The organism is Leptospira andrefontaineae, assembly GCF_004770105.1.
Taxonomy (GTDB): Bacteria; Spirochaetota; Leptospiria; order Leptospirales; family Leptospiraceae; genus Leptospira_B; species Leptospira_B andrefontaineae.
Genome location: NZ_RQEY01000016.1, coordinates 143,534 through 168,584, shown reverse-complemented (window position 1 = coordinate 168,584; position 25,051 = coordinate 143,534). Strand labels below are relative to the sequence as shown.

The following is a 25,051-nucleotide window of genomic DNA, read 5'->3' as shown; positions in this document are numbered from 1 at the left end:
TTTCGTATCCTAAAAGGAAAAAACAGATCCGAACGGAGGAAAAATCTCCTCCGTTTTTTGGCTAAATTACTTGGAAGGGAAAATTTCTTTCAGGAAGTTTTTCAATTCTAGCCAAGAACGTTTATCCGCTTTTTCATTATAAGCCGCTCCTTTAGAGTTATCATTTCCTGCTTCTTTGATCGTAAAAGAATGAACCGCCCCACCATAAGAAACGAACTGCCAATCTACTCCGGCACTTCTCATTTCTTCTTGGAAAGCTGCCACTTCATCCGGTTTTACGAAAGGATCATCCGCCCCATGAAGTGCCAGAACTTTGCCTTTAATATTTTTGGCATCCTCCGCCTTAGGAGTAGATAATCCTCCATGAAAACTAATAGTTCCTTTTAAAGGAGCTCCACTTCTTGCAAGTTCTAAGGCGGCCGTCCCACCGAAACAATATCCTAAGATCGCTAAACTTTTCTGATCCACGCCGGTTTGGGACTTTAACGCGTCTAACGCAGCCTGCCCTCTAGCTCTTAAAAGTTTACGGTCTCCTTCTCTGAACGAGCCGGCTAGTTTTGCAGCTTCTTCCATGGATTTAGGACGAACACCTTTACCATAAATGTCAGCCGCAAAAGCAACATAACCTAACTCTGCAAGTTGTTCCGCTCTTGCTTTTGTATTTTCTCCAAGGCCCATCCAATCATGGACAAGCACGATGCCTGGAGCTTTTTTTGCCCCTTCCGGATAAGCAACAAAACCTTCTAAGATAGTGTCGCCTTGTTTGTATTCTACGAATTCTGATTTAACTTTTGCAGATAAAACATTCGTCGCTAAAAGAAACGTTATACTGAACCAAATGATCTTTTTCATTCTATATTCCTCGAGTATTCCCGTATGAAAAATAAATTTGATATTAGACTGATCTGAAATTTAAAGCGAAAAATATTAAAAATAAACTACTCTAAGATCCAGGCCACCGTGAGTAATGTGAACGGTTTGTAATTTAGATTGGATTCCCTTTAAAAAAGCAGACCAAGTTTCCTCGTCAGGACAAAGAACAAATCCGGAAACTTCGCAAGGAAGCTCCCACCAAGTTTTTAAAGTTTCTGCAATACGTTTGTACAAACCTAAATCGGACCCTTTTTGGATACGTAACCCATATGGTGGATTGAGTGGCATCCAGATCTTTTGTGGTTTGCCTGCGGATTCCCAAACTTCTTTAGGAGATAAAGAAAAGAAGTCTCCTTCTTTTCCAATAAAACGATTTTCGGGACTCAAAGAAAATTGTTTTATAAATTTCTGATATTCTTCTTTTCTTTCGTTTAGATAGGAGAAAACTTCCGGCTCGGAGTCATTATACCAGAACGTGAATTTTTTACTTACTTCTTCCGGACCTATCTTACGTTTTAAAAATTCCCAACTTGGAGCGGGGAATTCCTTCATTTCCTGGAACATATAGTTCCGATCCAAATGAGGGAATCCAAGTTTAAAAAGTGAAAAAGCAGACTCCCAGATAAATGTTCCTGAACCTGCAAATGGTACAAAGACCGCATCGGGTTCCTGCATATTCTTCTTTAACAAATATAAAAGAAAAGCGGCAGTATCTTCCCTGACAGGAGCAGATTTAGATAGAGGTTTAAAATTCCCTCTTTGGAAAATGGGAGCACCGGCCAAACTCAAAGAAAGGATAATATTATCTCCAAGAGCAAGTGCATTCAATTCCGTGTTTTTAGATTCAGGATCTCCAAAGGAAGAATAAGACTCTTCCCAAAAAGAATATAATTCTTCTCTGGAAATTTCTTTTCTTCCCCGCACCTGAGGATGAAAGTTTATCCCCCAACCTTCCGGCAAAATTTCATTTTCTCTTAATGATTCTATCAAGCCGGAAAAGTTAAACTTTTCATCCAGAGGGAATTTACCCAGGTTCAAACGAAAATCCCTAATCCAAGGAATTCTAACCAACACTTCTAATGCTTGGCGAAAATTCGTTTTTTCTAATACAAACTTCTCCGGAAATACTTTAAACTCAGGAGTATGATTTCTAGGAAGAAATGGATCGGAAACAATTTGAGAAAGTAGGATTTCCGTTTCTTTAGCTGAACCAGGAGGAACTAAAAATTCCCATCTAAGAGGTTTACCAGATTTAAACTTAGGAATTTTCCAATCCATAGAGATATCCTTTTAGAATCGATTCTCCAGGAAAGGAAAAAGTCCCAGAACCTTCTCACTTAGAACTTAAAGCGGAAATTCCTGCTCTTGCAACTTGCCCGTCCTGAGTGGACTGGGCTCCTGAAACTCCAATTGCTCCTATTATTTTTCCATCCAGAAGGATTAACTCTCCCCCTTCTAATGGAAAAACCCCTGGAACCGCCAAAAGTCTCAGGCCGATGCCACCTTTTTCAATCGCTTCTTCCAAAGCGCGGCTCGACCTTTTGAAATTGTTTGCTGTGGAAGCTTTTCCTTTAGCGATTTCGATGGAACCTATCTGAGTATTATCCATTCTTTGTAATAATACCAAATTTCCTCCGGTGTCGACTACCGCTATCGCCATATTCCATTGGTTTTTCTTTGCCTCAGCTTCTGCAGCAGCGATTACTTTTTTTGCCTGCTCCAAATTAATATTTGGTCCATAACTTAAAGGTTGGGCTTGGAAGGGTAAAACGATCCCAAAGAATAAAAAGCAGAGTGCTAAAAACTTGGGGAATAGATTTACAAATATTGAATGTTTTCTTTTCAAAAGAATTCTCCTTAAACGCAAAAACACACTCCTTGATCTCTCAAAAAGCGACTTATAGGATTTGATTTTGGATTTTTGTCTTGGGCCGATCCGGTGAATGCAAGACTGAAGCGAAGGTAGGACAAAAAACGAAACCGTCTTTTGTAAAAAGAAGCAGCCGAAAGACTTCGGCAACCTCTTAAATTGTGAAACGGAAAGACTTCTCTGTCAATTAAAAAGAAGACCTTTCCGGTTTTCTCTACTTAGAATTCTGGAGAAACGAACTTGGCTTGGCCGGCACGAGGACGGATCACAAATCTATATTTGCGTTTTGCGATTTGTTCAGGATTGTACCAACGAACTTGGTAAACTGCCATTCCTTTTCCAGAGTTAGAAGTTTTTCTAACTTCTATATCAACTCCCCTATCGTCTACTGGCTCTCCTTCATGGATTAACTCTTTCCAATCTAAGTTACCTTCTTTGTATTCTATCGAAACCAAAGATTCATGTAAGGAAATTTCAGAAGGACCTACATCCTTATAACGGAAAACCCAATGTTTTTCTAAGTTTTCTTCTGCTAAGATCAGCTCAGGAGAATCTACTAATTCTCTTACACCTTCCGATTTTTCAGTTTCAGGAAAACGATCGGAACGATCCAATTCGTAATTCCAAGAAGCTGGGAATGCTTCTTTTCCTCCGGCAGCCGGAAGATTTTTAGTCAGATCAGCAAGATGAGCCTGTAAGAATGGTTGAGTGCCTGGTCCATAAAGAGTATGGCCACCTTCATAATGTTGGCGAGTATATTCTTCCGGAGTAGTTACATAACCGAAGTATCCGTTTGCGCAACTGATCACAGATGCGTTTTTGATCGGCTGAGAACTTGACTTCAACGCCTCGTCCACAAATCTTTTTCCGGACTCTTTAGTAACTTCGAAAGGAACAGGAAGAAGAAGTGTGTCTGCAATTTTCACAGATTGCAAAAGAAGTTTATGTGGGAACTTTGACTTTGGAAGAACGATAGGCTGCAGATATTTGAAACCTACGATTCTTTTATGACCTTGGCAACCACCTGTCAAAAACCAACGAGGCCAACCTTCCGCAAAGAATGGAAGCCAGTTTAGGACCGGAGTGAGTCCATCTTCTGCTCCACCTGTTAACGCAGTTCCTACATAAGGACGGTCACAAACTTCTGCATCACCTATCTTTTGGTTTTCATACAGATCTACTTCTCTTGTATTAAAAGAAAGATTAGCTTCAGTGCTTAAAGAGTTTTGTAGTGAATCAAAAAGTTTAGCTGCTTCTTCTCCTATGGCTTCTCCAATTCTTCTGGATTCTATGAAACCTTGCATATCTTCCCGATAATCAGGAGAGTTATCTCCGTGAGTGGAATTGTTCAGTGCGTGGATTGGATCCCAGCTTGGTTTAAAATCTTTACGGATCTTCTTCTCTAAAATTCGAGTTGGATAAGCAAACACATCTGCGTTTGCAACATCATTAGAGTCAGGCACGGTGGTTCCGTGAACTGAGAATGTTGAGAATGCACCGAGAGGTTTGTATCTTCCATCTTTGTCTTGAGCATCGATCCGGATCATCACTAGATCAGGATTGATCGCTTGGTATTGGATCTCAGGTTTTAAATCTTCGAACCCAGAATTTTTATTAGCACGGTATGCGTCCAAAGATCTGTTTCTGGTCAATCCCCAGATTGCAGTTTTTCCGGAAGCGATCTTGGCAGGTTTTGCTGATTTGTAAGCCTCTTCAACTCCATTGGTCAAACGATCCAATACGAAATCAGTCCAACCTTTATCGAAACCAGGTTTGTTAGAAGCAAACTCGTTGTAAAAATTATTATCGTAGAAGTTAGCAGGAGCAGAATGTGTATGAGTTCCTGCAAAGACTATCCCACCAAAAGAAATATCTGTCTTAGAAGCTAAACGTTCTGCGAGCAAGTGATGGATCAAAAGAGATCCGGATAAAAGATCACTTTGGATCAAAACGACAGGTTCGTTTGCATCTTTTCGAATATAGAAAATTCTAGCATAAAGACGAGTGCGGAAACCTTTTTCGGTCTCAGCCATTTTGGAATAACCAGCTAGAGGTAAACCGGGAGGAGGAGTTAAATCCACCTTAGAAATTCCAGCAACCAGTCCTCTGGTTTTGGAAGCAACTTCCGGTTTTTTATACGCGATCTTATATTCGGCGACGGTTCCGCAAGCAACTGCAGAAAAGATTAGAAGGATCGAAATTAGGTACGATTGTATTTTCTTCACTATTTGATTCGGTTTCATTCCCCCTCCGGGAATTCTTTGGTTTTTTTAGCCTCTACTTGCTATCAGAATGGTAAGTTCTTAGCAAGAATTTTCGGATAACAGTTATGATATCAATCCGTCTTACAAACCAATTATATTCTCCAAAAATAGCTCGGATTTTTGAGACTCTTATTAGTTTGGGATAAAATAAGAAATAAAGATCAGGAATCTCCTATGTCCCAACCGGGCTTTTTACAAAGACTTAAATTTCATTTTTTCAATTTCTATCCTCCCTACTTCGGTGCGGGTATCAAGGTGAAGGCCTTGAACAAAGAGAGAACATTATTCTCTACCACGATGAAACTTACACCTTTTAATAAAAATTATGTGGGAACACAATTCGGAGGATCCCTCTACTCAATGTGTGACCCTTTTTATATGTTGATACTGATGGAACATTTAGGATCCGGATATTTGGTCTGGGACAAGGCCGCAACTATAAGATTCATAAAACCGGGAGAAGGTACTGTAAGAGCAGAATTTTATATCCCTAAGGAAAAAATCCAAGAGATCAAAGAAGAAACGGATCGTAAAAGAAAAATGGATATTACCTTCACTGCTCAGATCGTTGATGTAAAAACTGGCAAGTTAGTGGCGGAAGTAGATAAAGTCATCTATGTCAGAAAAAAATTGAAAGAGTAAGATATAAAGTCTGCCGCCCAAATTTCGTCAGTGTGAGATTTGTTGGAGTTCCTACAAAGTCCGGGACCTTCTCCTAGAACCATTCCAAAGAAAGCCCTTTAAATCTTTTTTAAGGGGGCCTAAAATTGTTTTTCCCTAGGAACTGCGATGAAATGATGGCCCCAAACGCTTATGTCCCAATGGAAAACCACACCTCTGTATGAGGAGCATAAACTTTTAGGTGCAAAGATGATCCCTTTCGGCGGTTGGGACATGCCTGTTCAATATTCAGGAATCATTGCCGAGCATACTGCGACCAGACAAGCTGCCGGTCTATTCGATGTTTCTCATATGGGAGAAATTTTTATCGAAGGTCAGGCCGATATCATCCTCGGCTTTTTAGAATCAGTTACCTGCAATTCAGTTTCTTCCTTAGCAAATGGGCAAGTGCAGTACAATGCAATCATCAATGAGAATGGCGGACTGGTAGACGATATCACTCTCTACAAGTTCAACGATCAAAAATATATGATCTGCGCAAACGCATCCAATGTGGATTCCGTTTACGAGTATCTGAAGAAGTATGTGCCAAGTTCTGCGAAATTAGAAAACCAAAGTGTTTCTTGGCACCAGATCGCGATCCAAGGCCCAAAAGCAGATTCCATTCTTTCTTCTTATTTCAAATCGGATCTAAGTCATATCGGATATTATAAATTCGTGTTATTCCCTTTTGCCGGCGAAGAGATCATTCTCTCTAGGACAGGTTATACTGGAGAAGACGGATTCGAGATCTACAGTTCGAATTCTACAGGTGTTAAGATCTGGAAAGAACTATTAGAGTTCGGAAAAAACCAAGGACTTCTTCCCGTAGGCTTGGGTGCAAGAGACACTTTACGTATCGAAGCAAAATATCCTCTTTATGGTCATGAGTTAGACGAGAATAGAAGTCCAAACCAATCCGGGATAGGATGGATCGTAAAAGAAAAACAAACTCAGTATCCAAAATACCAAGAGATCATCTCAGAAAAAAAAGAAGGTCCTAAAAGAAAGATCGTAGCCTTCGAACTGCAAGAAGCTGGAGTCCCAAGGGAGAATATGCCGGTATTAGATTCTAACGGCAAAAATATAGGGATCACAACATCCGGTACCTTCTCCCCTTCCTTAAAAAAAGGAATAGGACTGGCCCTAGTGGACTCTGAAAAGATCCACCATGGAGAATCGATCCAAATAGAGATCAGAGGACAGGCAAAGTCCGCAATTATATTCACCCAATCTTTCATTCCGGGAAGCATTCGGAAAAATTAAACTAAGGATTCTCAAATGGCAGTAACTAACGCACCTCCGGGCTATAAGTTCACAGAAAAACATGAATGGGTAAAAGTAGAAGGAGATACCGCATTGATCGGGATCTCAGACTATGCTCAAGCGGCACTCGGAGATATCGTTTTTGTGGACCTTCCGAAAGTAGGGAAATCCATCAAACAATCGGATTCATTCGGAACGATAGAATCCGTAAAGGCAGCAGAAGATTTGTACGCTCCTATCAGCGGAGAAGTAGTCGAAGTTAATGGAAACCTTTCCAAAAACCCGGCTGCAGTGAATTCAGATGCTTTCGGATCTTGGATGATCCGAGTCAAAGGGATCAATTCTTCCGAGTTGGAGAAATTATTAGATCCCGAATCTTATAGAGAATTAGTAAGCAAACTGGATTAGGAAAATAGAATGAGTACGGCAACTTGGAACGAATCCGGCAAACAAACTGAAATGAAGAATCCACTCGATCCTTTGGATACTTTTTCCAGAAGACATATAGGACCTGACGAGAATCAGATCAAAGAAATGTTATCCACACTCGGATTATCCGGGTTGGAAGAGTTGGTAGCAAAAGCAGTTCCTGAAGGAATTCGTTTGGAAAAAGCTTTGGATCTTCCTAAGGCTTCTACCGAAAGAAAGATCTTAAACGATCTGAAAAAGATCGCTTCTAAGAACAAGTTGTTTCGCTCTTATATCGGATCCGGTTACCAAGCAAGTGTAATGCCTGGAGTTATCCAAAGAAATATTTTGGAAAATCCGGGTTGGTATACTGCCTACACTCCATACCAAGCAGAAATTTCCCAGGGAAGATTAGAGGCACTTCTCAATTTCCAAACTATGATCATGGATCTAACCGGTTTGGAAATCTCAAACGCTTCCCTTTTGGATGAAGCAACGGCAGCAGCAGAAGCTGTATTCTTAGCTTATGGAATTCGTAAAAACGAAACATCCAAATTACTTTTTATCTCCGAGTTATGCCATCCTCAAACGATTGATGTGGTCCGCACAAGAGCTCTTCCTCTTGGTATCGAAGTAAAAGTCGGAAATCATTTAAACGCAGAATTAAACGAAGATTATTTTGCAGTAATAGTTCAATATCCAGGAACAGAAGGAACTATTTATAATTACGAAAGTTTCTTCCAATTAGCTCATAATGTTGGAGCTCTAACAATCTGCGCCGCGGATCTACTTTCACTTACAGTTCTAAAAGCACCGGGAGAATTCGGAGCAGATGTAGCTGTAGGAAGTACCCAAAGATTCGGATTACCTTATGGATTCGGCGGACCTCATGCAGGTTACTTCGCAACTAAAGACGAATTCAAAAGAAATATGCCGGGAAGACTTGTAGGAGTTTCCAAGGACAGCCAAGGAAATCCAGGACTCAGACTTTCTCTACAAACGAGAGAGCAACATATCAGAAGAGATAAGGCTACTTCTAATATCTGTACCGCGCAAGTTTTGTTAGCAGTTCTATCTTCTATGTATGCCGTGTATCATGGACCCAAAGGTCTGAAAGACATTGCTCTTAGAATTCATAGACTTACCGAAACATTGGCAAAAAATTTGGAGAAGGGAGGCTTTGCCATCCAAAATAAAACCTTCTTCGATACGATTGTTTTAGATTTAGGATCCAAGGCCCAAACTTATATAGATGCTGCTTCTAAAAAAGAGATCAATTTCAGAAGTTTAGGAAATGGCAGAATTTCAATCGCCCTGGACGAAACTGTAGAAGTTTCCGATTTGGAAGATATTCTTTCAATATTCGGGATCTCTAAGATCGATCTTTCCTTAGAAGGAATTTCTATCCCGAACGAATTTGTTCGAACTTCCGAATATCTTACACATCCTGTGTTCAACTCTCATCACACAGAAACAAAGATGTTGAGATATATTAGAAAACTGGAATCCAGAGACCTTTCTCTTACAACTTCCATGATCCCATTGGGTTCTTGCACAATGAAACTCAACGCAACAGTGGAGATGTTCCCAGTAACCTGGCCTGAGTTTTCGAATATTCATCCATTCGCACCTGCTTCTCAAACGGAAGGATATAGAACAGTATTCTCTCAATTAGAATCTTGGCTTTCTCAGGTGACCGGATTCCCAGGAATTTCTCTACAACCAAACGCCGGTTCTCAAGGAGAATATGCGGGACTTCTCGCAATCCGAAACTATCATATTAGCAGAGGAGATAAGGAAAGGGATATTTGTTTGATCCCAATCTCTGCTCATGGAACCAACCCAGCTTCTGCTGCGATGGTTGGATTCAAAGTGGTAGTAGTTGCATGTGATGCAGATGGAAACGTAGACTTAGAAGATCTAAAAGCAAAAGCAAAAGAACATTCTAAAGACTTAGCAGCATTGATGATCACCTACCCTTCTACACATGGAGTTTACGAAGAACCAATTAAGGAAATCTGTTCCATCATTCATGAGAATGGAGGACAGGTTTATATGGACGGAGCGAATATGAACGCTCAGGTAGGGATCACAAGACCTGCCAATATCGGCGCTGATGTTTGCCATTTGAACTTACATAAAACTTTCTGTATTCCTCACGGTGGTGGAGGCCCAGGAGTTGGACCAATCGGAGTTGCAGAACATCTGAAACCATTCCTGCCAGGTCACCCACTCGTTGATAACGGAACAGGCAACGAACATGGTGCAGTCTCGGCTGCTCCTTGGGGAAGCGCAAGTATCGTTCTGATCTCTTGGGTGTACATTGCACTTTTAGGAACAGAAGGATTGGAACACGCAACTAAAGCTGCAATCCTGAACGCAAACTATATAGCAAAACGTTTAGAAAACTATTTCCCGGTACTTTACAAAGGTAAAAACGGATTCGTTGCTCACGAATGTATCCTAGATGTAAGACCTTTCAAAAAGACTAGCGGGGTAGAAGTAGAAGATATCGCAAAACGTCTGATGGATTATGGATTCCACGCACCTACGATGTCCTTCCCTGTTCCAGGAACATTGATGATAGAACCTACTGAATCAGAGTCCCAAGAAGAATTGGATCGTTTCTGTGAAGCGATGATCTCTATTCACTCAGAGATCCAAGAAATAGAGCAAGGTAAAGCGGATGCTAAAGATAACCCTTTAAAAAATGCACCTCATACTTCTGCGATGGTGATCTCTGATAGCTGGAATCATGCTTATTCCAGAGAAAAGGCTGCTTACCCGGCTCCTTGGACCAAAGAGCATAAATTCTGGCCATATGTAGGAAGAATAGATAACGTATATGGGGATAGGAATCTGGTTTGTTCCTGCCTTCCTTTAGAATCGTATCTCTAATTTTTCCTAAATATCGGAAGACAATAAAAAAGACCGGGGTTTTGCTCCCGGTCTTTTTGTTTAAGAAGATGAAAGATTAAGAATTAATCGTCTTTCTTTTTCTTTTTAGATTTTTTAGACTTCTTGGAGTCATCATCATCTTTGTCTTTTTTAGACTTTTTAGATTTCTTGGAATCATCGTCGTCTTTATCTTCTTTAGACTTCTTTGACTTTTTAGATTTTTTAGAATCTCCATCATCGTCATCGTCCTTATCCTTCTTGGATTTTTTGGACTTTTTCGAATCAGAGTCGTCGTCATCTTTATCTTTTTTGGATTTCTTGGATTCCTTAGCGTCATCCTCATCCTTGTCTTTCTTAGCCTTTTTCTTTTTCTTAGGCTCGTCTTGATCGTCGTCTTCGTCCTTATCTTTGGACTTCTTAGCCTTAGACTTTTTTACTGAATCTCCAGAATCGGAAGCCTTTCCAGGTTTAGCCCTGCAATAAGCATCAACATTAGTTCCGTCTTGTTTGCTATAGCCTGAAACCCAAGTACAATCTGAATCGGACTCACATTGACCTTTGGACAAACCTTGGCATTGGGATTCCGCAGAAAGAGAAGTCCCGCTTAAAATAAGCAGACCTGCAAAGAGAATACTAGTTATGAATTTTAAAAGATATATCGGCTTACGATACATTCTATCGGCTCCTAAATCGAATGGTTCGACAAGGATCTATACCGAAAAAGAATTTGCGATCCTGAAATATTCCCAACTGAAAAATATTTCTATATTAGAATTGTTTTAAAAAGGTGGGTCGGGAGGGGAATTCCTCCCGACCAAACACAGTCAGGAATCAACCGCCATAGTACATCAACTGGAACCCGAATATAGGATACAAAATGCCCATCTAATCTAACATTAACTCCCCGGGTCCATACCTTCAGAGCGGTCCGCATTCTACTATCGAGTCTTTGAATCGTCAAGCTCACAAAATAAATAAGATGCAAATTTTGGAAAAAAATTTCATTTGGAAATATCTTTTTTCGAACACTCGATATTCCATGATCGAGATAACAGAGATCATATTCACTATTTGTAATAGTCTTTGAGCAGATCGGCCGTGTTCCAAACTTTATACTGGTCGTTCAGAATTTACTTCGATACGGAATTAGCAGGATATATACATCCCAGTTTCAAATCCGAAATTTATTATAAGGCCAGGGTCAGAATTGGAGTTATGTTTTAGTAGAAATGTAAGAAGAAATAAAAAAGGCCGGAGTTGAATCCGGCCTTATATAATTGCGGTAGAAACCCGGCAACGTCCTACTCTCCCACACAGCGAACCATGCAGTACCATCAGCGATGAGAGGCTTAACTTCCGTGTTCGGGATGGGAACGGGTGTGACCCTCTCTCTATAACCACCGAGAATCTATAGCCAGTATTCCCGGCTGACTTCGGAAGTCTACTTTTTTTCAAAGAAAAAGAAGAAGTTTTTCAAGTGAAGAAGCGCAGAATTTTCCGATTTTCTCCGGGCCTGCACTCGGATAGGAAGTTTCAATATTCCAAAGAAAGTGCTCTGACTTCTTCCCTCGAATATGCATCCGGTTTTTTTAATATTTGGACCAATGCTTTGAATTCCCTGGGGAGAAGTTTTCCTGGATGTTTATTAAAATAATATTTTGAAGATCTATAGATCCCGTTTAACCCTCTACCCCAATATACCAAATTCAGATAATATTCTAAAACTCCCTTCTTACCTAATTCTTCATCAAGAGCTTGTGCAATTCGGATCTCTCTTAGTTTGCGTGTTAATGTTTTATCTCTGGATAAGAATAATGTCCTAGCGAGTTGTTGGTCCAAAGTGCTCGCACCTCTTAACCTTCTGAACAAAAAAACCGCCTGTATGATAGAGGATTGTATATCAGCTAAAGAGTATCCTCTATGTCTGTAGAATCTATAATCTTCTACCTCTACCAAGTATTCCAAACTTCCTGGGGGTAATTCCTCTAATCGTATCCAATCGTTTTCAAGCTGGACCGATTCTAAATTTTCAGGCAGATAAATTAGTTTGTTCTCTCTGAATAAGATCCTTTTTTCAGGAAAAGTTTGGTAATAGATAAGAAGAAGGAATATTAATACCAGAATACTTCTGATCCCAAAGAAGAACCATCTATGTAAAAAATGATTTCCTTCACTCATTGGACTTCAGAGATGTTTTGTTTATCGTAAATCAAAAATACTTCCTGCTCTATCTGTTCGGAAGATACAAGTTTCCAATTCGTTTTATCAAAGTTGAAATATGCGGATTCTCCTCCGGTAATTGAAGGTAAGCCGACTTGCCCTATGAAGAATGGAACAATTGTAAGATAAAGCCTATCCACGAGCCCCTTTCTGAAAAATGAATCATTTAGTCTTGGTCCACCTTCTAAAAGTATTTTGGAATGCCCTCTTTTTTCCAATTCTTTCAGAATGATCTCCGGATCCAGATCTTCTCCCGATAAAGGAATAATCTCTGCAAAGTCTGATAATTCAGATCTGACCTGAGATTCGTTTTTAGAAGTACAGAATAAAAGCGGTTTTACTTTAGAAAAATGGAATACTTTCCTATCGGAAGGAAGTGTGCCTGTTCTCACAAGAAGAATGGCGCGAGGTTCCTTTTCTGAGTCTACATATCTGAGATGAGTAACCGGATCGTCGTTTAGAAGACTGTTTTTTCCAAGGACGAGAGCGTCTGCCTCGGAGCGGATCTGGTCCATTCTTCTTTTATCGTTTCTGGAAGATAGACCGTACCATTTTCCATCGGGACGACATACCTTTCCATCCAAGGTCATTGCCATATTCACGGCTAAAAAGGGACGGTTCATTGAGGCTTGGAAGCGAGCGTTTCGGAAAGCAATTTGAGAACTCTTCCTCTGCAGGTACCACATCCGGTACAACAACTCGTATCTCTCATCAATTTACCCAAAGTATCATTCCCTCTGCGGATAGAATTCGTAATATCCTCTTCGGATACTTGGTTGCATACGCAAACCTTTCTAGGTCGCATCAGGGCGTTCAGGTCTATTTGACTAAAGTCGGAAGAATTCATCAGGCCTTCTAATTATTGGACGCCGAAAGCAAAACCATCACTCAAGCTAAACATAAGAAGGTGAGGATCAAGAGAATTTTTTTCCAATCTGGTTAGCAGCCGTACGGAGTCCGAGAAACCAACAGGTTTTTATAACGGATTCCAGAAGGGATATTTCTCGTTGACAACCGGACTTTCAAGCTCATCCTCATTCGGAAAATTCCATAAAGGAAACCTACAGAATGCAAGTGACCAAACGCGCTCCCTTAAGGGAAATATTCGGATGGTGCATGTTCGATTTCGCCAATTCTAGTTATACCACTGTAATTATAACAGTCATCTACTGCAGAGTTTTCGCCGAAGTAATCGTTCCAATCTCCTCTAATCCGGCAAATCCATATGAGGACGGGAATTTTTTATTCGGACTAGCTTTATTTTTCTCTTATCTATTAGTAGTAGTAACTGGCCCGTTATTCGGGGCTATCTCCGACTTCTCCGCTAAGAAGAAAACTTTCCTCTTTTGGAGTTATATCAGCTGCGTAATCAGCACCGCGGCTTTTTGGTTAGTTGCTACTCCAGGTTCTTGGGAATTAGGTTTTGCTTTAATTATTCTTTCCAACTTCTTCTTTGCTTCCGGAGAAAACTTTGCTTCTTCTTTCTTACCTCATTTGGGGCCTAAAGAAGAGTTAGGTAAAATTTCAGGGTATGCTTGGGGAGTCGGATATATGGGAGGGCTTCTTTCCGTATTCCTGGTCCAGACTCTTGTGGCACCATCCATCGATCCTGCAATCTACGGTTCTCTTAGATTTGTAGGACCTCTTACTGCTTTGTTCTTCCTGCTCGCTGGAATTCCAACATTCTTACTCTTGAAAGAATACCAACCTGCTATTAAAATACCGGAAGGACAAAGTTATTTCACTATTGGTTTTAAACAATTATCGGAGAGTATTAAATCGATAAGACATTTTAAAGATCTAGTGATCTATTTAATCTCTCTATTCTTCTCAATGGCAGCACTTGCAATTGTAATCGCATTTGCATTCTTATATGGGAACCAAGAGATCAAAATTACCTCCGGACAAGAAGCTGCATTATTCGTATTCCTTCAATTTTTTGCGATGATCGGTGCGATATTCTTTGGATTCGTTCAGGATAAGATCGGAGCCAAAAAAACGTTCAATATCACTTTAGTATTCTGGATCTTCTGTTTGATCGGAATTTATTTCGTAAGAGAGATCACTAACTTTGTTAACGGACTAGGAGTGGATATTTCTGTGCAATGGGTATTCGTAATCTTCGGAACTCTTGCAGGTTCAGGAGTTGGGTCGACTCAGTCAGCAAGTAGAGCAATTGTCGGGGTCTTCTCCCCTGAATCCAAATCAGGAGAATTTTTCGGCCTCTGGGGTCTTTCCGGAAAATTAGCGGCAGCTATCGGAGTTTTTGCGATCGGTATATTACAGAAAATTTTCGATCTAAGAAACGCATTCTTAGTAGTCGCTGTATTCTTTTTTATCTCTTTGATCATTAACATATTTGTGAATGAAAAAAGAGGGATTGAAAAAGCGAAAGATTGGGAAAGAAACGGAGGACATTAATCCTTCTTCTTTCAAACTTTTCCTTGAAAATCCAATAATCTGGATTATACTTAGAACGTGGCCAGCACCGAGTTCCATACAGAAGACGAGTTCGAGTCCCACCAAAGCCAAAGAAAATTGGCTTTGGCAACTATGGACGAATTAACTCAAACGAAATTGGATCTTTTGGATGCTGGTAAAGAAATTCCTAAATTTCTAAACTACGCCATCTCTTACTTAAACCGTAAATATCTAACAGAAGAAAAAGTGATCAGCGACTTGATCGTACGAAGAGACTCCACGAATTAATCATTCGTCGTCATCATCCTTTTCTTTTTCAGCTTCTATTCGGATTTCAGAAATTACCGCTTGCGCCTCGTCAAAAATCGGAGTTAGGGTAGAAGTATCCGAATCTATCTCACTAACTGTATCTTCCAGATAATAAGTGCCTTGTGTTGTTAAGAAAAAAAATCTTACCTGATCCAAGTCCGGATTCGGAGTCCAGCGGACCTTCTTCCCTTGTTTCCAAAGATAAGCATATTTATGGATCAAACGTACCGAACTTTTTTTAATACTTTCTCTTCCGCCACCGCCTATGAAAGAAGCTCCTGAAGTTAAGAATAGGCTCGCGTCTCCAGAAAGAAATGTGGCTAAAGTGACTATCTCTCTTTGGGTTGGCCAGTCCATAATGATCCCGTACACGACTGTTTTGCCATTTGGATTTTGTATGCCTATATCATCGTATTCTGTTTCGAATGCGAGTTCTCTTAATTCTTTATAAGGTGTGCGATCAATGGAAGGACTGCAGGCGAGGACCAGCAATACACCTAGTATATTATAAAAATTAAATTTGGGCAGAAGGCTCGAAAACTTCTTTAACATGCAAGTATACCGCTTTATTTCCCAAAGGAATCTCCTTGGAAACCTATCCGGATAGACATCAGGAAAGACTCCTTTTTGCAAAAAGAAGAAAGGGAATCTAAGAAAAATTCCTAGATCCGAAAAAATCAAATCCTTCTTATTTCTTTTTGGTCTTTTTCTTCGGAGTTTTAGCGGCTGCTTTTTTCTTAGGAGAAGATTTTTTAGGAACAGTCTTCTTCTTGGCGGGTTTTTTCTTAGCGACTGTCTTTTTCTTGCCTTCTTCGCTACTGGTAAGGCTTGGATCTCTTTCAATATTTTTAACAAGAGAGGAATGCCTGAATCTAAGTGCGGACCAATCATCGTCTATGGAGATCAATCTTACACCTTCGAAACTGATCTTTCCAAGAGGATCCCAACCTGCATCCCTATGAATGGATACATTATATTTACGGGAGGTCTTTTTAGGATAGGCTAACCATAAAAGTCCGTCTTCTATCAAGGTGGTAGGGACCATAGAAGCTATATTCCGGATCTCGACTTCGGTTTGAACGAATGCAAGTATAAGTCTATATCTTTTTCCGGATCTTAGCGCTCTATCAACCGGAGCCCCTAAACTGGAAAGTGCAGGTTCGAATTCATAAGGGGAAGATAAAACACAAATCTCCCCTTCGCCAGGTTTGAATTGTAATTTACCGAACACGGAATGGATAGCCATCGGTAAATAGAATCCTTTTCGCCAAGAAAAGGCAAGCGAGAAACCGAAAACATTATTTGGTTCGATTGCCTATCTATTGAATATTCTTAAATTACCGACCTTCTCCCTGTTCATGGGATACATCGTTTTAGCTAGGTAGATAACAATTGTTATCCATTGAGTAAGAACTAACGTCATGCGTAAGAGGATAGACGTCTTGGAGGTTTAAACGACAAGAGTTCCTGCTAGTTTTGCCACAGATTTTCCTTTTTCTGCTTCTAAGAGAAAGCACAGTATACTGTGATATATCTCAATAACAAAAAAGGCGAACCGATTGGTCCGCCTTTTCCCTTATTCTAATGTTATAAAATTCTCTTATTGGAATTCCAACATTTTAGAAACCAGTCTCTTTTGATTGAGTTCTAGATCTCTTAGTTTGTGGCGAACATTCTTGTCCACCTTGCGCAGGTACTTTTTGTACGTTACGATAATTTGTTTTTGTTTATTATAAGGTAGAGGATTCGTTTCCTCATGTAGTTTGGTCTCCACACTAGGTGCCATGGATTGAACCGGAGTATCTGGCCAGATCAATTCAGTATCATGGCTGGAATAATATTCTAATTTGATCTCTTTGTTATTATTCGGAGTTCTTTTTCCTTCACTTCCGATCTGAGGACCTTTAGGATCTATATTGATCACCCTGCGCATCTCTCTTACGAAAATTTCTCCGTTGGAGTTCGTACGTTTGAATTGCATAATGATCTTTTCTAATTTTTCCGGATTGCTGCCTGGATAAATAAAGATACGCGCATTATAAAGATATGTTTTTGGGAAGTCCCAGAAGGATTCTCCGGAACCCATATCTAATTCTAGATAAGGTTTATTATCTCTATCTGTTTTTAAGAACTGAGGTAATTCCTGAGGTTCGTCACCGATATATCTTAACGCTTTTTTGGTGGTTTCCATCTGAAGGATCTTATTGATCTGATGGATATTCTGAGAGATAGAAGCGTGCAAATTATCTATCTCAATATCGGAAAACCCCGCCTTGCGGATTGCTTCGATCTGGCGTTCTATTTCTCTTTCTTCCATTGTTAGGATTTTAGGTGCCGCATCTATTTGTATGAATACGGCCAAAAGAGAAATTATGAGAAAGATAAGGGTTTTCATTAGATGCCTTCCTTCTAAATATCGAAAAGACTATACCCCATTCTTGATCCTAAAAAGGATTTTTTCAAGGGATCTTTCCTGATTATGCCTCGAATCTTCCGTCCGAATGCCTATTTCGAAGAAGAACTCCGACTTGGAAAATTATTTCCGAGGGAGTTGGAAGCCAGAAATTCCGTTTTGGAATCCTCTTTTCTAGTCCTGAATTCTTTTCCTGACTCGGCAAAAGTTTTAGCTCATTCTCCGCCTGAAGAAAATTGGCTCAAATATTGGAAGGAAAAAGGAATTCAGATCCCAAAACCTATTCTTCTTAGAAATATAAAACAATCTTTGCAAAAAGAAAAAGAGATCCAATTAGAAGAATGGGGAAAAATCTCCCGTTGGAATTCCAATAATAACGAATTAGAGATAGATCCAACATACTCAGATCCCGCAAAAATATACGGGTCTAAATTGAACCAAAACGATTGGAACCAAGAACATAATAGCGATCTAATTTCTTATTCAATTCGCAATTCAGAAGATTGGGAAATATTCTTAGATAAGGAAAAAGACCGCTTCTCTCCAGATCAAAAATTCGTTTTTAAGACCGAATTCGGATTTGCAGGTGCTCAAAAATTTAGAGATGTTTCCGGATTAAAGGATCTAGCCTATCTATTCTTAAAGGTAAAGAGAGAACCTTTTTTGATCGAAACCTGGGTAGATAGGACTAAAGATTTTAGCTTATTATTCTCCGCGAAAAATGGAGAATATAAAATAGAAGAAGGTACCATTCTACTAAACGATCATAAAGGAAAATATTCAGGAACATGGATGGGAGAATTTTCAGAAATCGAAAATTATCTTTCTGGAATGTCGGAAAGTTTTTCCCAAGTCTCCAAATTCCATCCGAACTATGAAGGATACGGTTCAATAGATTCTTTCTTTTATAGATCTAAAGGCGTCCAAGTTTTGCGTAAAATTTCGGAGGTCAATTTTAGATGGACTATGGGCTGCCTATTATTGGAGCTCCGACGTAGATTTCCTAAGAAGGGAAACGACCTTCTTCTTTTCTTACCAAAGGTCCAAAACTCAGATCCTTATTCTAGATTAAGATCTTGGGAGAAGGAAACTGGCTGGGAAATTCTCCCACTTTCCACATTCTTCTCCCCTTATAGAAGGCCGAACCAGAAAAACCTAATTTGGGTCCGTCTTCCCGCAGGGAAAAACCAGGATCCTTGGGAAGAGGCCAAAATCGTTTCGGAAAGCGGCATCCGAGTTCTTGGCCCCTGAAATGTACTTGTGATTCTTTACCTGCCTCCGAGACTGGTTCCAATCCCTTCGGGGAACTAGCCTGCAGAAATTACTCAGGTTTCAGGAAAAGAGATGGAACTGTTTCTCAATTACTCGCTGTATATTATCGTAAGTATCGGATTCTTGATTCCCTTCACTGGATTTGTTGTCGGAGCGGGAGCGATTGTAAATGCTACCGTTGCTGGATTTGCCGTTAACTTGTTGGCTCAAATCGTAGAAGAGGACAGACTCAAGGCTTATCTCGAAAAGAATAAGTCCACTATGATCGGCCAGGCTTTATTAAAAGCAGTCGAAGCTGGTAAAACTAAACTGGCACCTGGTTCAGTTGTTTCTCACGCAGAAGAGCATGGACATGACGGACATCATTTGATCTCCGTTCAAACTTACTCTCTTGTGTTTGCTGCACTGATCGTTGGAACTGTAATCACTGTCTTAGTTGCTCAAGTTGACTTCGGAGCAATGAACACTGTGATCGCTATGCTTGTGGCGACCATCAAAGCTTCCTTAGTATTAGCTTATTTCATGCACCTTAAGTATGATAACGTAATGAACAGAGTGATCTTCGGATCAGGCTTCTTGTTCTTACTTCTTCTTTTTGGATTCTCAGTAGCGGACATCTACACAAGAGCGAAAATTTTCGCCGGCTTCCCTTACTAAGAAGAATACAAACTTCCTTTGTATTTCAAAAGAACCGGCTTTACAGCCGGTTTTTTTGTAGCCTGAGGTTTTTCTTTCAGCTTTCGTATCCGAATCGGACAGAGGAACCATGGCAGGATATTCAGGCACACCCTTGGCCAAAAAGTTAGGGTTTAAAGAAGGCCAGAACGCGATCATCATCAACGAGCCGAAAGAATTTAAAGGCTTATTAGAAGAACTCCCACCTAATATTACATTTAAGAAGAAGTTAGCGGGAAGTTTCGATTATATTCATTTTTTCTGTAAGAGCAAAGATGAACTTTCTAAAAACTTTTCCAAGTTCCCGGACTTTCTCGCAGACAAAGGAATGGTCTGGATCTCTTGGCCAAAGATGAGTTCAGGTGTGAAAACCGACTTAAAAGAAGATACAGTCAGAGAAATAGGCTTGAAGACAGGGTTAGTAGACGTTAAAGTCTGCGCAATCGATTCGGTTTGGTCCGGTTTACTTTTCAGAAGAAGAAAAAGTTAAATCTAATCAAATATTCGGAAACTCGAACATGATCCTATTAGAACGTTACAGTCTAGGTTTCTTATTGCCGGGGATCATCTTATGTTTTGCCTGTATCGAAAAAGTCCCGGAAATCAAAAAGACAATCGAGATCCCTGAACTAGGACTAGTGCTAAATTACGAAGGTTGGATATACGAAGAATATGATCCAAATCGAGATAGTTCAGAACCCAATCGTTCTAAAAATAAAAGAGAATTCCAAAATGATAAACAGGTTAAGGTGATGTTTTATCTTTTTGAGCCGGAACAAAACAAAGGTTCCGAGATCAGGACCAATATCAATTTTGTGTCAGAGCCTATTCCTGCAAAATATTCCAAAGCAACCTTAGAGGATTACGTAGCTTCCATCAGTGGATTGTATTCGAATATATATAAAGAATATGAAATACTCTCGGTTCCGCAAAAATGCAGTTTCGGAAAAGAAAAATGTATCTTTTTTGAATCCAAGTTTGTTCTTCCAAATACTGCGGAATATAAACAGATCCGGACCTTGCAGTGGATCTTTTTCAAAGAAGGTACTGTTTACATTTTTACAGGAACCATACCTGAGTCGGAGTTTTCGGAGAAGAATAAGAAAGTCCTAAATACTATCCAAACTCTTACTGAAAAAATTTAACCTGTAATTAGTTGCGTCTTAAAGATTTAGGCCTTTTATCTTCTGTGATATCTTCGTAGTCTACGAGCAATTTATAAATCGAAACTGCATCTTTCCAAATATGAATTTTTCCTTCCTTGTTTAGGTTCCGAACATATTCATTTACTTCAGAAAGACGAGATCTAAAGAAATAGAATAATTTCTTATCTTCTATCGCTATATGACTTACCAGCCAATCCTTTAAGTCCTGGATCAAAATTGCCAGAGATTCTAATTCTTCTTTTTCACTTCTTTCTATCATATCATTGATAAGAATATTAAATCTCTCATGTTGTTTCTGGTGATTTTTTTCCCCTATATAATGGAAATGATGCATTATAGATTCTTCCGTATTAAAGTGCTCACGGATATATTCGATCGTTTCATAAATCGCTTCTTTCAATTGCACACTCAAAGACTCGGCATCTATTTCTTGTTTTAATCTTTGTTTATATAATTTATCCGTTTTCACCAATAGCTGCAAAAGCCACAAATGTTGGATATCCACAATCGCAATCCCTGTTTTAAGCTTATAACGATACCACAGGTCCGAGATCAGTTTTAGATTTTCTTCTCCAAGTTTTTTGAATTCTAAAGAAACCTCTTGTTTTCCAGAGAACAAAACCGTCTGGTATAATTTTTCGATCTCATCTGCATAATTAGAAGCATGTAAATGTCTCTGCATCCAATCCGTGAGTTTATCATCTACATGGACCATCGCAGCATCCACATATTGTCTGTCTTCGCTCAGTATATGCCTAAATAGCCATTTTTTTAGATTTTTCAGAAGGTCTAGGACCGCGTTCTCGAAATCTCCTTCGAAACTTTTTCGGACTCGATTCCTGAGAGCGGTAATGAACCGCATATGTTGTAGCCTATGTTGCCCTAGTTTTGAATAACCTATACTTTCTAGAAGTTTTTCTTCCAAAGCGAAATGTTCGGTTGCATAATCCAAAGTTTTAGAAAGTGCATTCGTAAATGTGACTTCTAATTCGGATCTGGTTCCCGACTCAAGTTTATCTTCCAAGTCCGCAAGTATACCGATCAACCAAAGATGTTGTTTATCTATTTCAGGAATTCCTAAAGAAAGATCGAATGTCTTCCAAATGCCTCTGATTTTTTCTATAACCCTTTCGTCATACATGAGATCATCCTTATAGCTGTTTTACGGAAAACTATAACAAGGATTAGAGGTGTAGATTCAGGACGAATCAGAAATCGATGTAGAAAGAATTGATTTATATCAAATGGAGAGAAGAGAGAATTTAAAAAGAAATCAGATGCCGTATCTTTTGATGATAGACTTTGCTTCCTCTACGAATGATTTTTCTTCTTCTTTTGTAAATGGTTGGAATACATTCTCTTGGAATCTTTTCGCCAATTGTATGTATTCCAAACAACCTGCGATGCTCATTTCAGGTTTTGCTTTTTTTTCGTAGATGACGATGCCTCCATTCTTAGGGATCACCATAGCTCTCGGAGGAATTTTTTTACCACCTCGGATCATACAACCTGCAAGTATCATTGCACCGTCTCCGATCTCCGCTTCATCCAAAATGATAGCACCTATTCCGATCAAACAACCCTTACCGATCTTACAACCGTGAAGCATTGTATTATGACCTACTAATGTATAATCATCTATGAATAAGCTGCCGGTAGAATCGGTATGAAGTGTGCTATTATCTTGGATATTAACACCTTCACCTAATTTGATCTCATTTAGATCCGCACGAACAACAGCTCCAGGCCAGAGAGAAGATAATGGTCCCATCTCCAACATTCCGAATGCAGTCGCAGCCGGATGGATAAATGCTGTTTCGTGGATTTTCATAGTTTAACGAAGAGGATAACCGGAAGAATTCGCGATCTGTATCAAACGATCCGTGATCTCTTTGATCCTTTCTTGGGTTAAGTTCTTGTCCTGGCTTAAAAGTTTAAATCTATAAGAAACGGACTTTTTGTTTTCAGGAAGATTTCCACCGGTAAATACAACTGTAACTTTTACATCCTGCATCTCAGGGAATTTTTCCAAAACAGCCAAGTCGCTAAACTTAGAAGAAGACTCATTCAGATCCATCACCAAAGAAAGATCGATCTCTGTTTGAGGGAAATGAGAAGGGGCAGTAAAATAGTTTTTGTTTCGATCTTCTGTCCAAACTTCTAATAAGGAAGCAAATTCGAATCTTCCTAAAATAACTCTCTTTTTGATATCAGCGGTATCTAAAGCGGCCGGATGAGCATATCCTAACTCTCCCACTTTCTTACCGGAAACAAATAAGGAAAGAGAAGCCTTAGGATGGAAATAACTCTTTTCATCTACCCTCCACTCAAACTCTCTCAAGTTTAAATGTCTCAATACTTTTTCGACACCGGTCCTGATATCCAGGAAATCGGACTCTAAAACGTTTAGATCCTTCTCGTTGGACTTCCTACCAAAAGAAACAGCCCAAACAAACCATTTAGATTCGTTAAAAGGTTCTTCTGCTTTTTTATAAGTTCGACCAAATTCGAAAATTTTCAACTTCTCGAATCGATCACCATTGAGCCTGATATTTTTCAAAAGAGAAGGGTATAAAGAAGTCCTTAAATATGCCTGCTCGTCGGGCATTGCATTTAGGATCTTGATCGAATCTTTTACTTCTTCTTCGAAAGAATTATCTTTGGAGGAAGCATAAGAATAATTGAATACTTCGTTATATCCAAGGATTTGGGAGAAGGCCCGTTTTAGATGTTTTTCCAGCTCTCTTGAGAAATTACGAGCAGGAGGTTTGACATCAGAAGCCAAAGGACGAACTGGAATAGATGCATATCCTAATGTACGGCCAATCTCTTCTACAATATCTTCCGGAATGGTGATATCGTAATTTTGTCTGTATTTAGGAACAAGAACCTTAACAGTATCTCCTTTCCATTCAGTGGAAAAGGAAAGTTGTTTTAAGATCTTATCCGAAGTAGATTGATCAATCTCTGTTCCAAGTTTTTTATTCAAGAAAGCTAAACTGACTTCGATCTCCACTTTTTTATCTGCAGTATGAATGTATCCGGCAGGCAAACTCGCCTTCAGATCAGGACATCCATTTTCTTTTAAAAGATTTAATGCTCTTTTGATGATTGGAAGAGTGGTTGTTGCTTCGAGGCCTTTCTCGTAACGAACAGAAGACTCAGAACGAATCCCCGTTTTTCGAATAGACTTGCGAACAAACTCCCTCGGGAAAACTGCAGACTCTAAAATTACTTTTTTGGAATTAGAATCGACAGCGGTATCCGCGCCGCCCATCACACCTGCGATCGCCACTCCTTTTTTAGAGTTACGAATGATCAGAATTTCAGGGTCAAGTTTGGGAGAAGTTTCGTCTAAAAGAAGAAAACTTTCGTCCTTCTTCGCATAATCTACTTCTAGTTCGATTCCACCTTGTGCGGATAATTTATCAGAATCAAAGAAGTGTGTAGGTTGTCCCGCTTCCAATAATAGATAATTGGAAACATCCACCACATTATTGATCACCCTAACCCCACATTTTTTCAAACGGGAGCGAACAGTTTTATTAGAAGCTTTGATCTGAATTCCTTCAATGGAAGAAGAATAATAAGAATGTGCGTATTCTGTTTCTTTCACCTTGGGAGAAACAATATCTTTTGAAAAATCCCAGTTAGTTTCGAAAGGATTAAACTTGATCGGCAAATTGAGTTGAGCCGCAAGTTCTCTCGCGAATCCGAAATGGCTCCACAGATCAGGACGATGTGTGATGGATTTATTATCAATATCTAAAATAGTATCTCTGAATCCGAAGTATTCTCTTAAGTTCTGGCCAAGTTTTGCTTCCGGATCGTCCAGAACCATAACCCCTGCATCCTCTTCGGAAAGACCTAGTTCTTTTTCAGAACAAAGCATACCGGAACTTTTAACACCGCGAAGTTCTGACTCTAGGATTTTTTTATCTCCTAACTCAGCACCTGGAATAGCCAGTGGAACCAGGTCTCCCACTTTTAAATTAGGAGCACCTGAAACGATTTGGATCTTATTTTTACCGTCAGAAACCTGAGCGACTTGGAGTTTATCTGCCTGAGGATGTTTTTCTAAGGATTCGATCTTAACTAAAACAACCTTCTCCAAATGAGAAAAATAATCCTCTACCCCATCCACTTCACAAATAGAAGCCGCAATTTTTTTTAGGACATCCTCGAGGGACAAATCCTTAATAGGGGTAAAATCGTTAATCCAATCCAGGGATAATTTCACGTAAACTGTCTCCTAAGGCCGAATATCTGGCGGAGTAGTTTAACAAAAGCGGATAGAGGGGGCTAGTGTCCAGCAGTAAAAACAAAGATATAGAAG

The 25,051-nt window shown here is 39.6% G+C and carries 24 protein-coding genes and 1 rRNA gene; 10 read left to right on the top strand and 15 right to left on the bottom strand.

Annotated elements, in window-relative coordinates; translation table 11 throughout:
• Positions 1-66: 66 nt before the first annotated feature.
• The 4 genes from EHO65_RS10795 to EHO65_RS10780 form a co-directional block, all read right to left on the bottom strand.
• Entirely contained in the window at positions 67-852 is a 786-nt protein-coding gene (locus EHO65_RS10795; protein ID WP_135774192.1) for a dienelactone hydrolase family protein, read from the bottom strand.
• A gap of 75 nt (positions 853-927) precedes the next feature.
• Positions 928-2,151 carry a hypothetical protein gene (locus EHO65_RS10790; protein WP_135774190.1) on the bottom strand — a complete coding sequence of 408 codons (1,224 nt, stop codon included), beginning with the start codon at positions 2,149-2,151 and terminating at the stop codon, positions 928-930.
• A gap of 55 nt (positions 2,152-2,206) precedes the next feature.
• The gene (locus EHO65_RS10785; RefSeq protein WP_135774188.1) at positions 2,207-2,719 is read right to left on the bottom strand and encodes a GlcG/HbpS family heme-binding protein; all 513 of its coding nucleotides are present in this window, start codon (positions 2,717-2,719) and stop codon (positions 2,207-2,209) included.
• A gap of 242 nt (positions 2,720-2,961) precedes the next feature.
• Positions 2,962-4,986 (bottom strand): neutral/alkaline non-lysosomal ceramidase N-terminal domain-containing protein, encoded by a 2,025-nt coding sequence (locus tag EHO65_RS10780; RefSeq protein WP_135774186.1) that lies wholly within the window; start codon positions 4,984-4,986, stop codon positions 2,962-2,964.
• 195 nt (positions 4,987-5,181) lie between these two features.
• Between EHO65_RS10780 and EHO65_RS10775 the strand changes: the two genes are divergently transcribed.
• The 4 genes from EHO65_RS10775 to gcvP all read left to right on the top strand — a co-directional run bounded on the left by EHO65_RS10775 (position 5,182) and on the right by gcvP (position 10,239).
• Positions 5,182-5,649 (top strand): YiiD C-terminal domain-containing protein, encoded by a 468-nt coding sequence (locus tag EHO65_RS10775; RefSeq protein WP_135774184.1) that lies wholly within the window; start codon positions 5,182-5,184, stop codon positions 5,647-5,649.
• Between the two features lie 171 nt (positions 5,650-5,820).
• Complete coding sequence (gene gcvT, locus EHO65_RS10770) at positions 5,821-6,933, top strand: glycine cleavage system aminomethyltransferase GcvT (RefSeq protein WP_135774182.1); 1,113 nt, start codon at positions 5,821-5,823, stop codon at positions 6,931-6,933.
• A 15-nt stretch (positions 6,934-6,948) separates the two neighbouring features.
• A complete protein-coding gene (gcvH, locus tag EHO65_RS10765; RefSeq protein WP_135774180.1) occupies positions 6,949-7,341 on the top strand; it encodes a glycine cleavage system protein GcvH in 393 nt (130 codons plus the stop codon).
• A 9-nt stretch (positions 7,342-7,350) separates the two neighbouring features.
• A complete protein-coding gene (gcvP, locus tag EHO65_RS10760) occupies positions 7,351-10,239 on the top strand; it encodes an aminomethyl-transferring glycine dehydrogenase (protein WP_135774179.1) in 2,889 nt (962 codons plus the stop codon).
• Between the two features lie 83 nt (positions 10,240-10,322).
• On the opposite strand, the gene EHO65_RS10755 is transcribed toward gcvP, so the two are convergent.
• From EHO65_RS10755 to EHO65_RS10735, 5 genes are all read right to left on the bottom strand, one after another.
• Complete coding sequence (locus tag EHO65_RS10755) at positions 10,323-10,913, bottom strand: hypothetical protein (RefSeq protein WP_135774177.1); 591 nt, start codon at positions 10,911-10,913, stop codon at positions 10,323-10,325.
• 614 nt (positions 10,914-11,527) lie between these two features.
• Positions 11,528-11,644: ribosomal RNA gene (gene rrf, locus EHO65_RS10750) — 5S ribosomal RNA — on the bottom strand.
• 128 nt (positions 11,645-11,772) lie between these two features.
• Positions 11,773-12,417 (bottom strand): biosynthetic peptidoglycan transglycosylase, encoded by a 645-nt coding sequence (locus EHO65_RS10745; protein ID WP_135774175.1) that lies wholly within the window; start codon positions 12,415-12,417, stop codon positions 11,773-11,775.
• Entirely contained in the window at positions 12,414-13,082 is a 669-nt protein-coding gene (locus EHO65_RS10740) for a RibD family protein (RefSeq protein WP_135774173.1), read from the bottom strand. Before EHO65_RS10740 ends, EHO65_RS10745 begins: the two co-directional genes overlap by 4 nt.
• On the bottom strand, positions 13,079-13,306 hold the full coding sequence (locus EHO65_RS10735) for a (2Fe-2S)-binding protein (RefSeq protein ID WP_008589782.1): 228 nt from the start codon (positions 13,304-13,306) through the stop codon (positions 13,079-13,081). The genes EHO65_RS10740 and EHO65_RS10735 overlap by 4 nt, the downstream gene beginning before the upstream one ends.
• Before the next feature lie 221 nt (positions 13,307-13,527).
• Between EHO65_RS10735 and EHO65_RS10730 the strand changes: the two genes are divergently transcribed.
• Both EHO65_RS10730 and EHO65_RS10725 read left to right on the top strand, forming a co-directional pair.
• The gene (locus tag EHO65_RS10730) at positions 13,528-14,880 is read left to right on the top strand and encodes an MFS transporter (protein ID WP_135774171.1); all 1,353 of its coding nucleotides are present in this window, start codon (positions 13,528-13,530) and stop codon (positions 14,878-14,880) included.
• Between the two features lie 57 nt (positions 14,881-14,937).
• Positions 14,938-15,168: a hypothetical protein gene (locus tag EHO65_RS10725; RefSeq protein ID WP_135774169.1), complete on the top strand. Its 231-nt coding sequence runs from the start codon at positions 14,938-14,940 to the stop codon at positions 15,166-15,168.
• Here the strand turns inward: EHO65_RS10725 and EHO65_RS10720 are convergent, their stop codons facing one another.
• The 3 genes from EHO65_RS10720 to EHO65_RS10710 form a co-directional block, all read right to left on the bottom strand.
• Positions 15,169-15,741: a hypothetical protein gene (locus EHO65_RS10720; protein ID WP_135774167.1), complete on the bottom strand. Its 573-nt coding sequence runs from the start codon at positions 15,739-15,741 to the stop codon at positions 15,169-15,171.
• A 136-nt stretch (positions 15,742-15,877) separates the two neighbouring features.
• Positions 15,878-16,435 carry a hypothetical protein gene (locus EHO65_RS10715; RefSeq protein ID WP_135774165.1) on the bottom strand — a complete coding sequence of 186 codons (558 nt, stop codon included), beginning with the start codon at positions 16,433-16,435 and terminating at the stop codon, positions 15,878-15,880.
• Positions 16,436-16,789: 354 nt separating this feature from the next.
• Positions 16,790-17,584, bottom strand: coding sequence for an LIC13212 family protein (locus EHO65_RS10710; RefSeq protein WP_135774163.1), 795 nt, complete (start codon positions 17,582-17,584; stop codon positions 16,790-16,792).
• Between the two features lie 84 nt (positions 17,585-17,668).
• On the opposite strand from EHO65_RS10710, the gene EHO65_RS10705 reads away from it, so the two are divergent.
• The 4 genes from EHO65_RS10705 (at position 17,669) to EHO65_RS10690 (ending at position 20,694) form a co-directional block, all read left to right on the top strand.
• Complete coding sequence (locus EHO65_RS10705; RefSeq protein WP_135774161.1) at positions 17,669-18,853, top strand: hypothetical protein; 1,185 nt, start codon at positions 17,669-17,671, stop codon at positions 18,851-18,853.
• Positions 18,854-18,946: 93 nt separating this feature from the next.
• On the top strand, positions 18,947-19,531 hold the full coding sequence (locus EHO65_RS10700) for a cytochrome C oxidase subunit IV family protein (protein WP_086447358.1): 585 nt from the start codon (positions 18,947-18,949) through the stop codon (positions 19,529-19,531).
• Positions 19,532-19,640: 109 nt separating this feature from the next.
• Positions 19,641-20,039 carry a DUF3052 family protein gene (locus tag EHO65_RS10695; RefSeq protein ID WP_135774159.1) on the top strand — a complete coding sequence of 133 codons (399 nt, stop codon included), beginning with the start codon at positions 19,641-19,643 and terminating at the stop codon, positions 20,037-20,039.
• Positions 20,040-20,067: 28 nt separating this feature from the next.
• Positions 20,068-20,694, top strand: coding sequence for an LIC_13215 family putative lipoprotein (locus tag EHO65_RS10690; protein ID WP_135774157.1), 627 nt, complete (start codon positions 20,068-20,070; stop codon positions 20,692-20,694).
• Positions 20,695-20,701: 7 nt separating this feature from the next.
• On the opposite strand, the gene EHO65_RS10685 is transcribed toward EHO65_RS10690, so the two are convergent.
• The 3 genes from EHO65_RS10685 to pheT form a co-directional block, all read right to left on the bottom strand.
• Entirely contained in the window at positions 20,702-21,856 is a 1,155-nt protein-coding gene (locus EHO65_RS10685; protein ID WP_135774155.1) for a bacteriohemerythrin, read from the bottom strand.
• Between the two features lie 132 nt (positions 21,857-21,988).
• Positions 21,989-22,546, bottom strand: coding sequence for a gamma carbonic anhydrase family protein (locus EHO65_RS10680; protein WP_135774153.1), 558 nt, complete (start codon positions 22,544-22,546; stop codon positions 21,989-21,991).
• Positions 22,547-22,549: 3 nt separating this feature from the next.
• Positions 22,550-24,955, bottom strand: a complete 2,406-nt coding sequence (gene pheT / locus EHO65_RS10675) for a phenylalanine--tRNA ligase subunit beta (protein ID WP_135774151.1) — start codon at positions 24,953-24,955, stop codon at positions 22,550-22,552.
• Positions 24,956-25,051 lie beyond the last annotated feature (96 nt).

What these genes read in the sequence shown, in the direction of transcription:
- EHO65_RS10795 (WP_135774192.1), bottom strand. Translation starts at nt 852, where the DNA reads ATGAAAAAGATCATTTGGTTCAGTATAACGTTTCTTTTAGCGACGAAT.
- EHO65_RS10790 (WP_135774190.1), bottom strand. Translation starts at nt 2,151, where the DNA reads ATGGATTGGAAAATTCCTAAGTTTAAATCTGGTAAACCTCTTAGATGG.
- EHO65_RS10780 (WP_135774186.1), bottom strand. Translation starts at nt 4,986, where the DNA reads ATGAAACCGAATCAAATAGTGAAGAAAATACAATCGTACCTAATTTCG.
- EHO65_RS10775 (WP_135774184.1), top strand. Translation starts at nt 5,182, where the DNA reads ATGTCCCAACCGGGCTTTTTACAAAGACTTAAATTTCATTTTTTCAAT.
- gcvT (WP_135774182.1), top strand. Translation starts at nt 5,821, where the DNA reads ATGTCCCAATGGAAAACCACACCTCTGTATGAGGAGCATAAACTTTTA.
- gcvH (WP_135774180.1), top strand. Translation starts at nt 6,949, where the DNA reads ATGGCAGTAACTAACGCACCTCCGGGCTATAAGTTCACAGAAAAACAT.
- gcvP (WP_135774179.1), top strand. Translation starts at nt 7,351, where the DNA reads ATGAGTACGGCAACTTGGAACGAATCCGGCAAACAAACTGAAATGAAG.
- EHO65_RS10755 (WP_135774177.1), bottom strand. Translation starts at nt 10,913, where the DNA reads ATGTATCGTAAGCCGATATATCTTTTAAAATTCATAACTAGTATTCTC.
- EHO65_RS10745 (WP_135774175.1), bottom strand. Translation starts at nt 12,417, where the DNA reads ATGAGTGAAGGAAATCATTTTTTACATAGATGGTTCTTCTTTGGGATC.
- EHO65_RS10740 (WP_135774173.1), bottom strand. Translation starts at nt 13,082, where the DNA reads ATGAACCGTCCCTTTTTAGCCGTGAATATGGCAATGACCTTGGATGGA.
- EHO65_RS10735 (WP_008589782.1), bottom strand. Translation starts at nt 13,306, where the DNA reads ATGAATTCTTCCGACTTTAGTCAAATAGACCTGAACGCCCTGATGCGA.
- EHO65_RS10730 (WP_135774171.1), top strand. Translation starts at nt 13,528, where the DNA reads ATGCAAGTGACCAAACGCGCTCCCTTAAGGGAAATATTCGGATGGTGC.
- EHO65_RS10720 (WP_135774167.1), bottom strand. Translation starts at nt 15,741, where the DNA reads ATGTTAAAGAAGTTTTCGAGCCTTCTGCCCAAATTTAATTTTTATAAT.
- EHO65_RS10715 (WP_135774165.1), bottom strand. Translation starts at nt 16,435, where the DNA reads ATGGCTATCCATTCCGTGTTCGGTAAATTACAATTCAAACCTGGCGAA.
- EHO65_RS10710 (WP_135774163.1), bottom strand. Translation starts at nt 17,584, where the DNA reads ATGAAAACCCTTATCTTTCTCATAATTTCTCTTTTGGCCGTATTCATA.
- EHO65_RS10705 (WP_135774161.1), top strand. Translation starts at nt 17,669, where the DNA reads ATGCCTCGAATCTTCCGTCCGAATGCCTATTTCGAAGAAGAACTCCGA.
- EHO65_RS10700 (WP_086447358.1), top strand. Translation starts at nt 18,947, where the DNA reads ATGGAACTGTTTCTCAATTACTCGCTGTATATTATCGTAAGTATCGGA.
- EHO65_RS10695 (WP_135774159.1), top strand. Translation starts at nt 19,641, where the DNA reads ATGGCAGGATATTCAGGCACACCCTTGGCCAAAAAGTTAGGGTTTAAA.
- EHO65_RS10690 (WP_135774157.1), top strand. Translation starts at nt 20,068, where the DNA reads ATGATCCTATTAGAACGTTACAGTCTAGGTTTCTTATTGCCGGGGATC.
- EHO65_RS10685 (WP_135774155.1), bottom strand. Translation starts at nt 21,856, where the DNA reads ATGTATGACGAAAGGGTTATAGAAAAAATCAGAGGCATTTGGAAGACA.
- EHO65_RS10680 (WP_135774153.1), bottom strand. Translation starts at nt 22,546, where the DNA reads ATGAAAATCCACGAAACAGCATTTATCCATCCGGCTGCGACTGCATTC.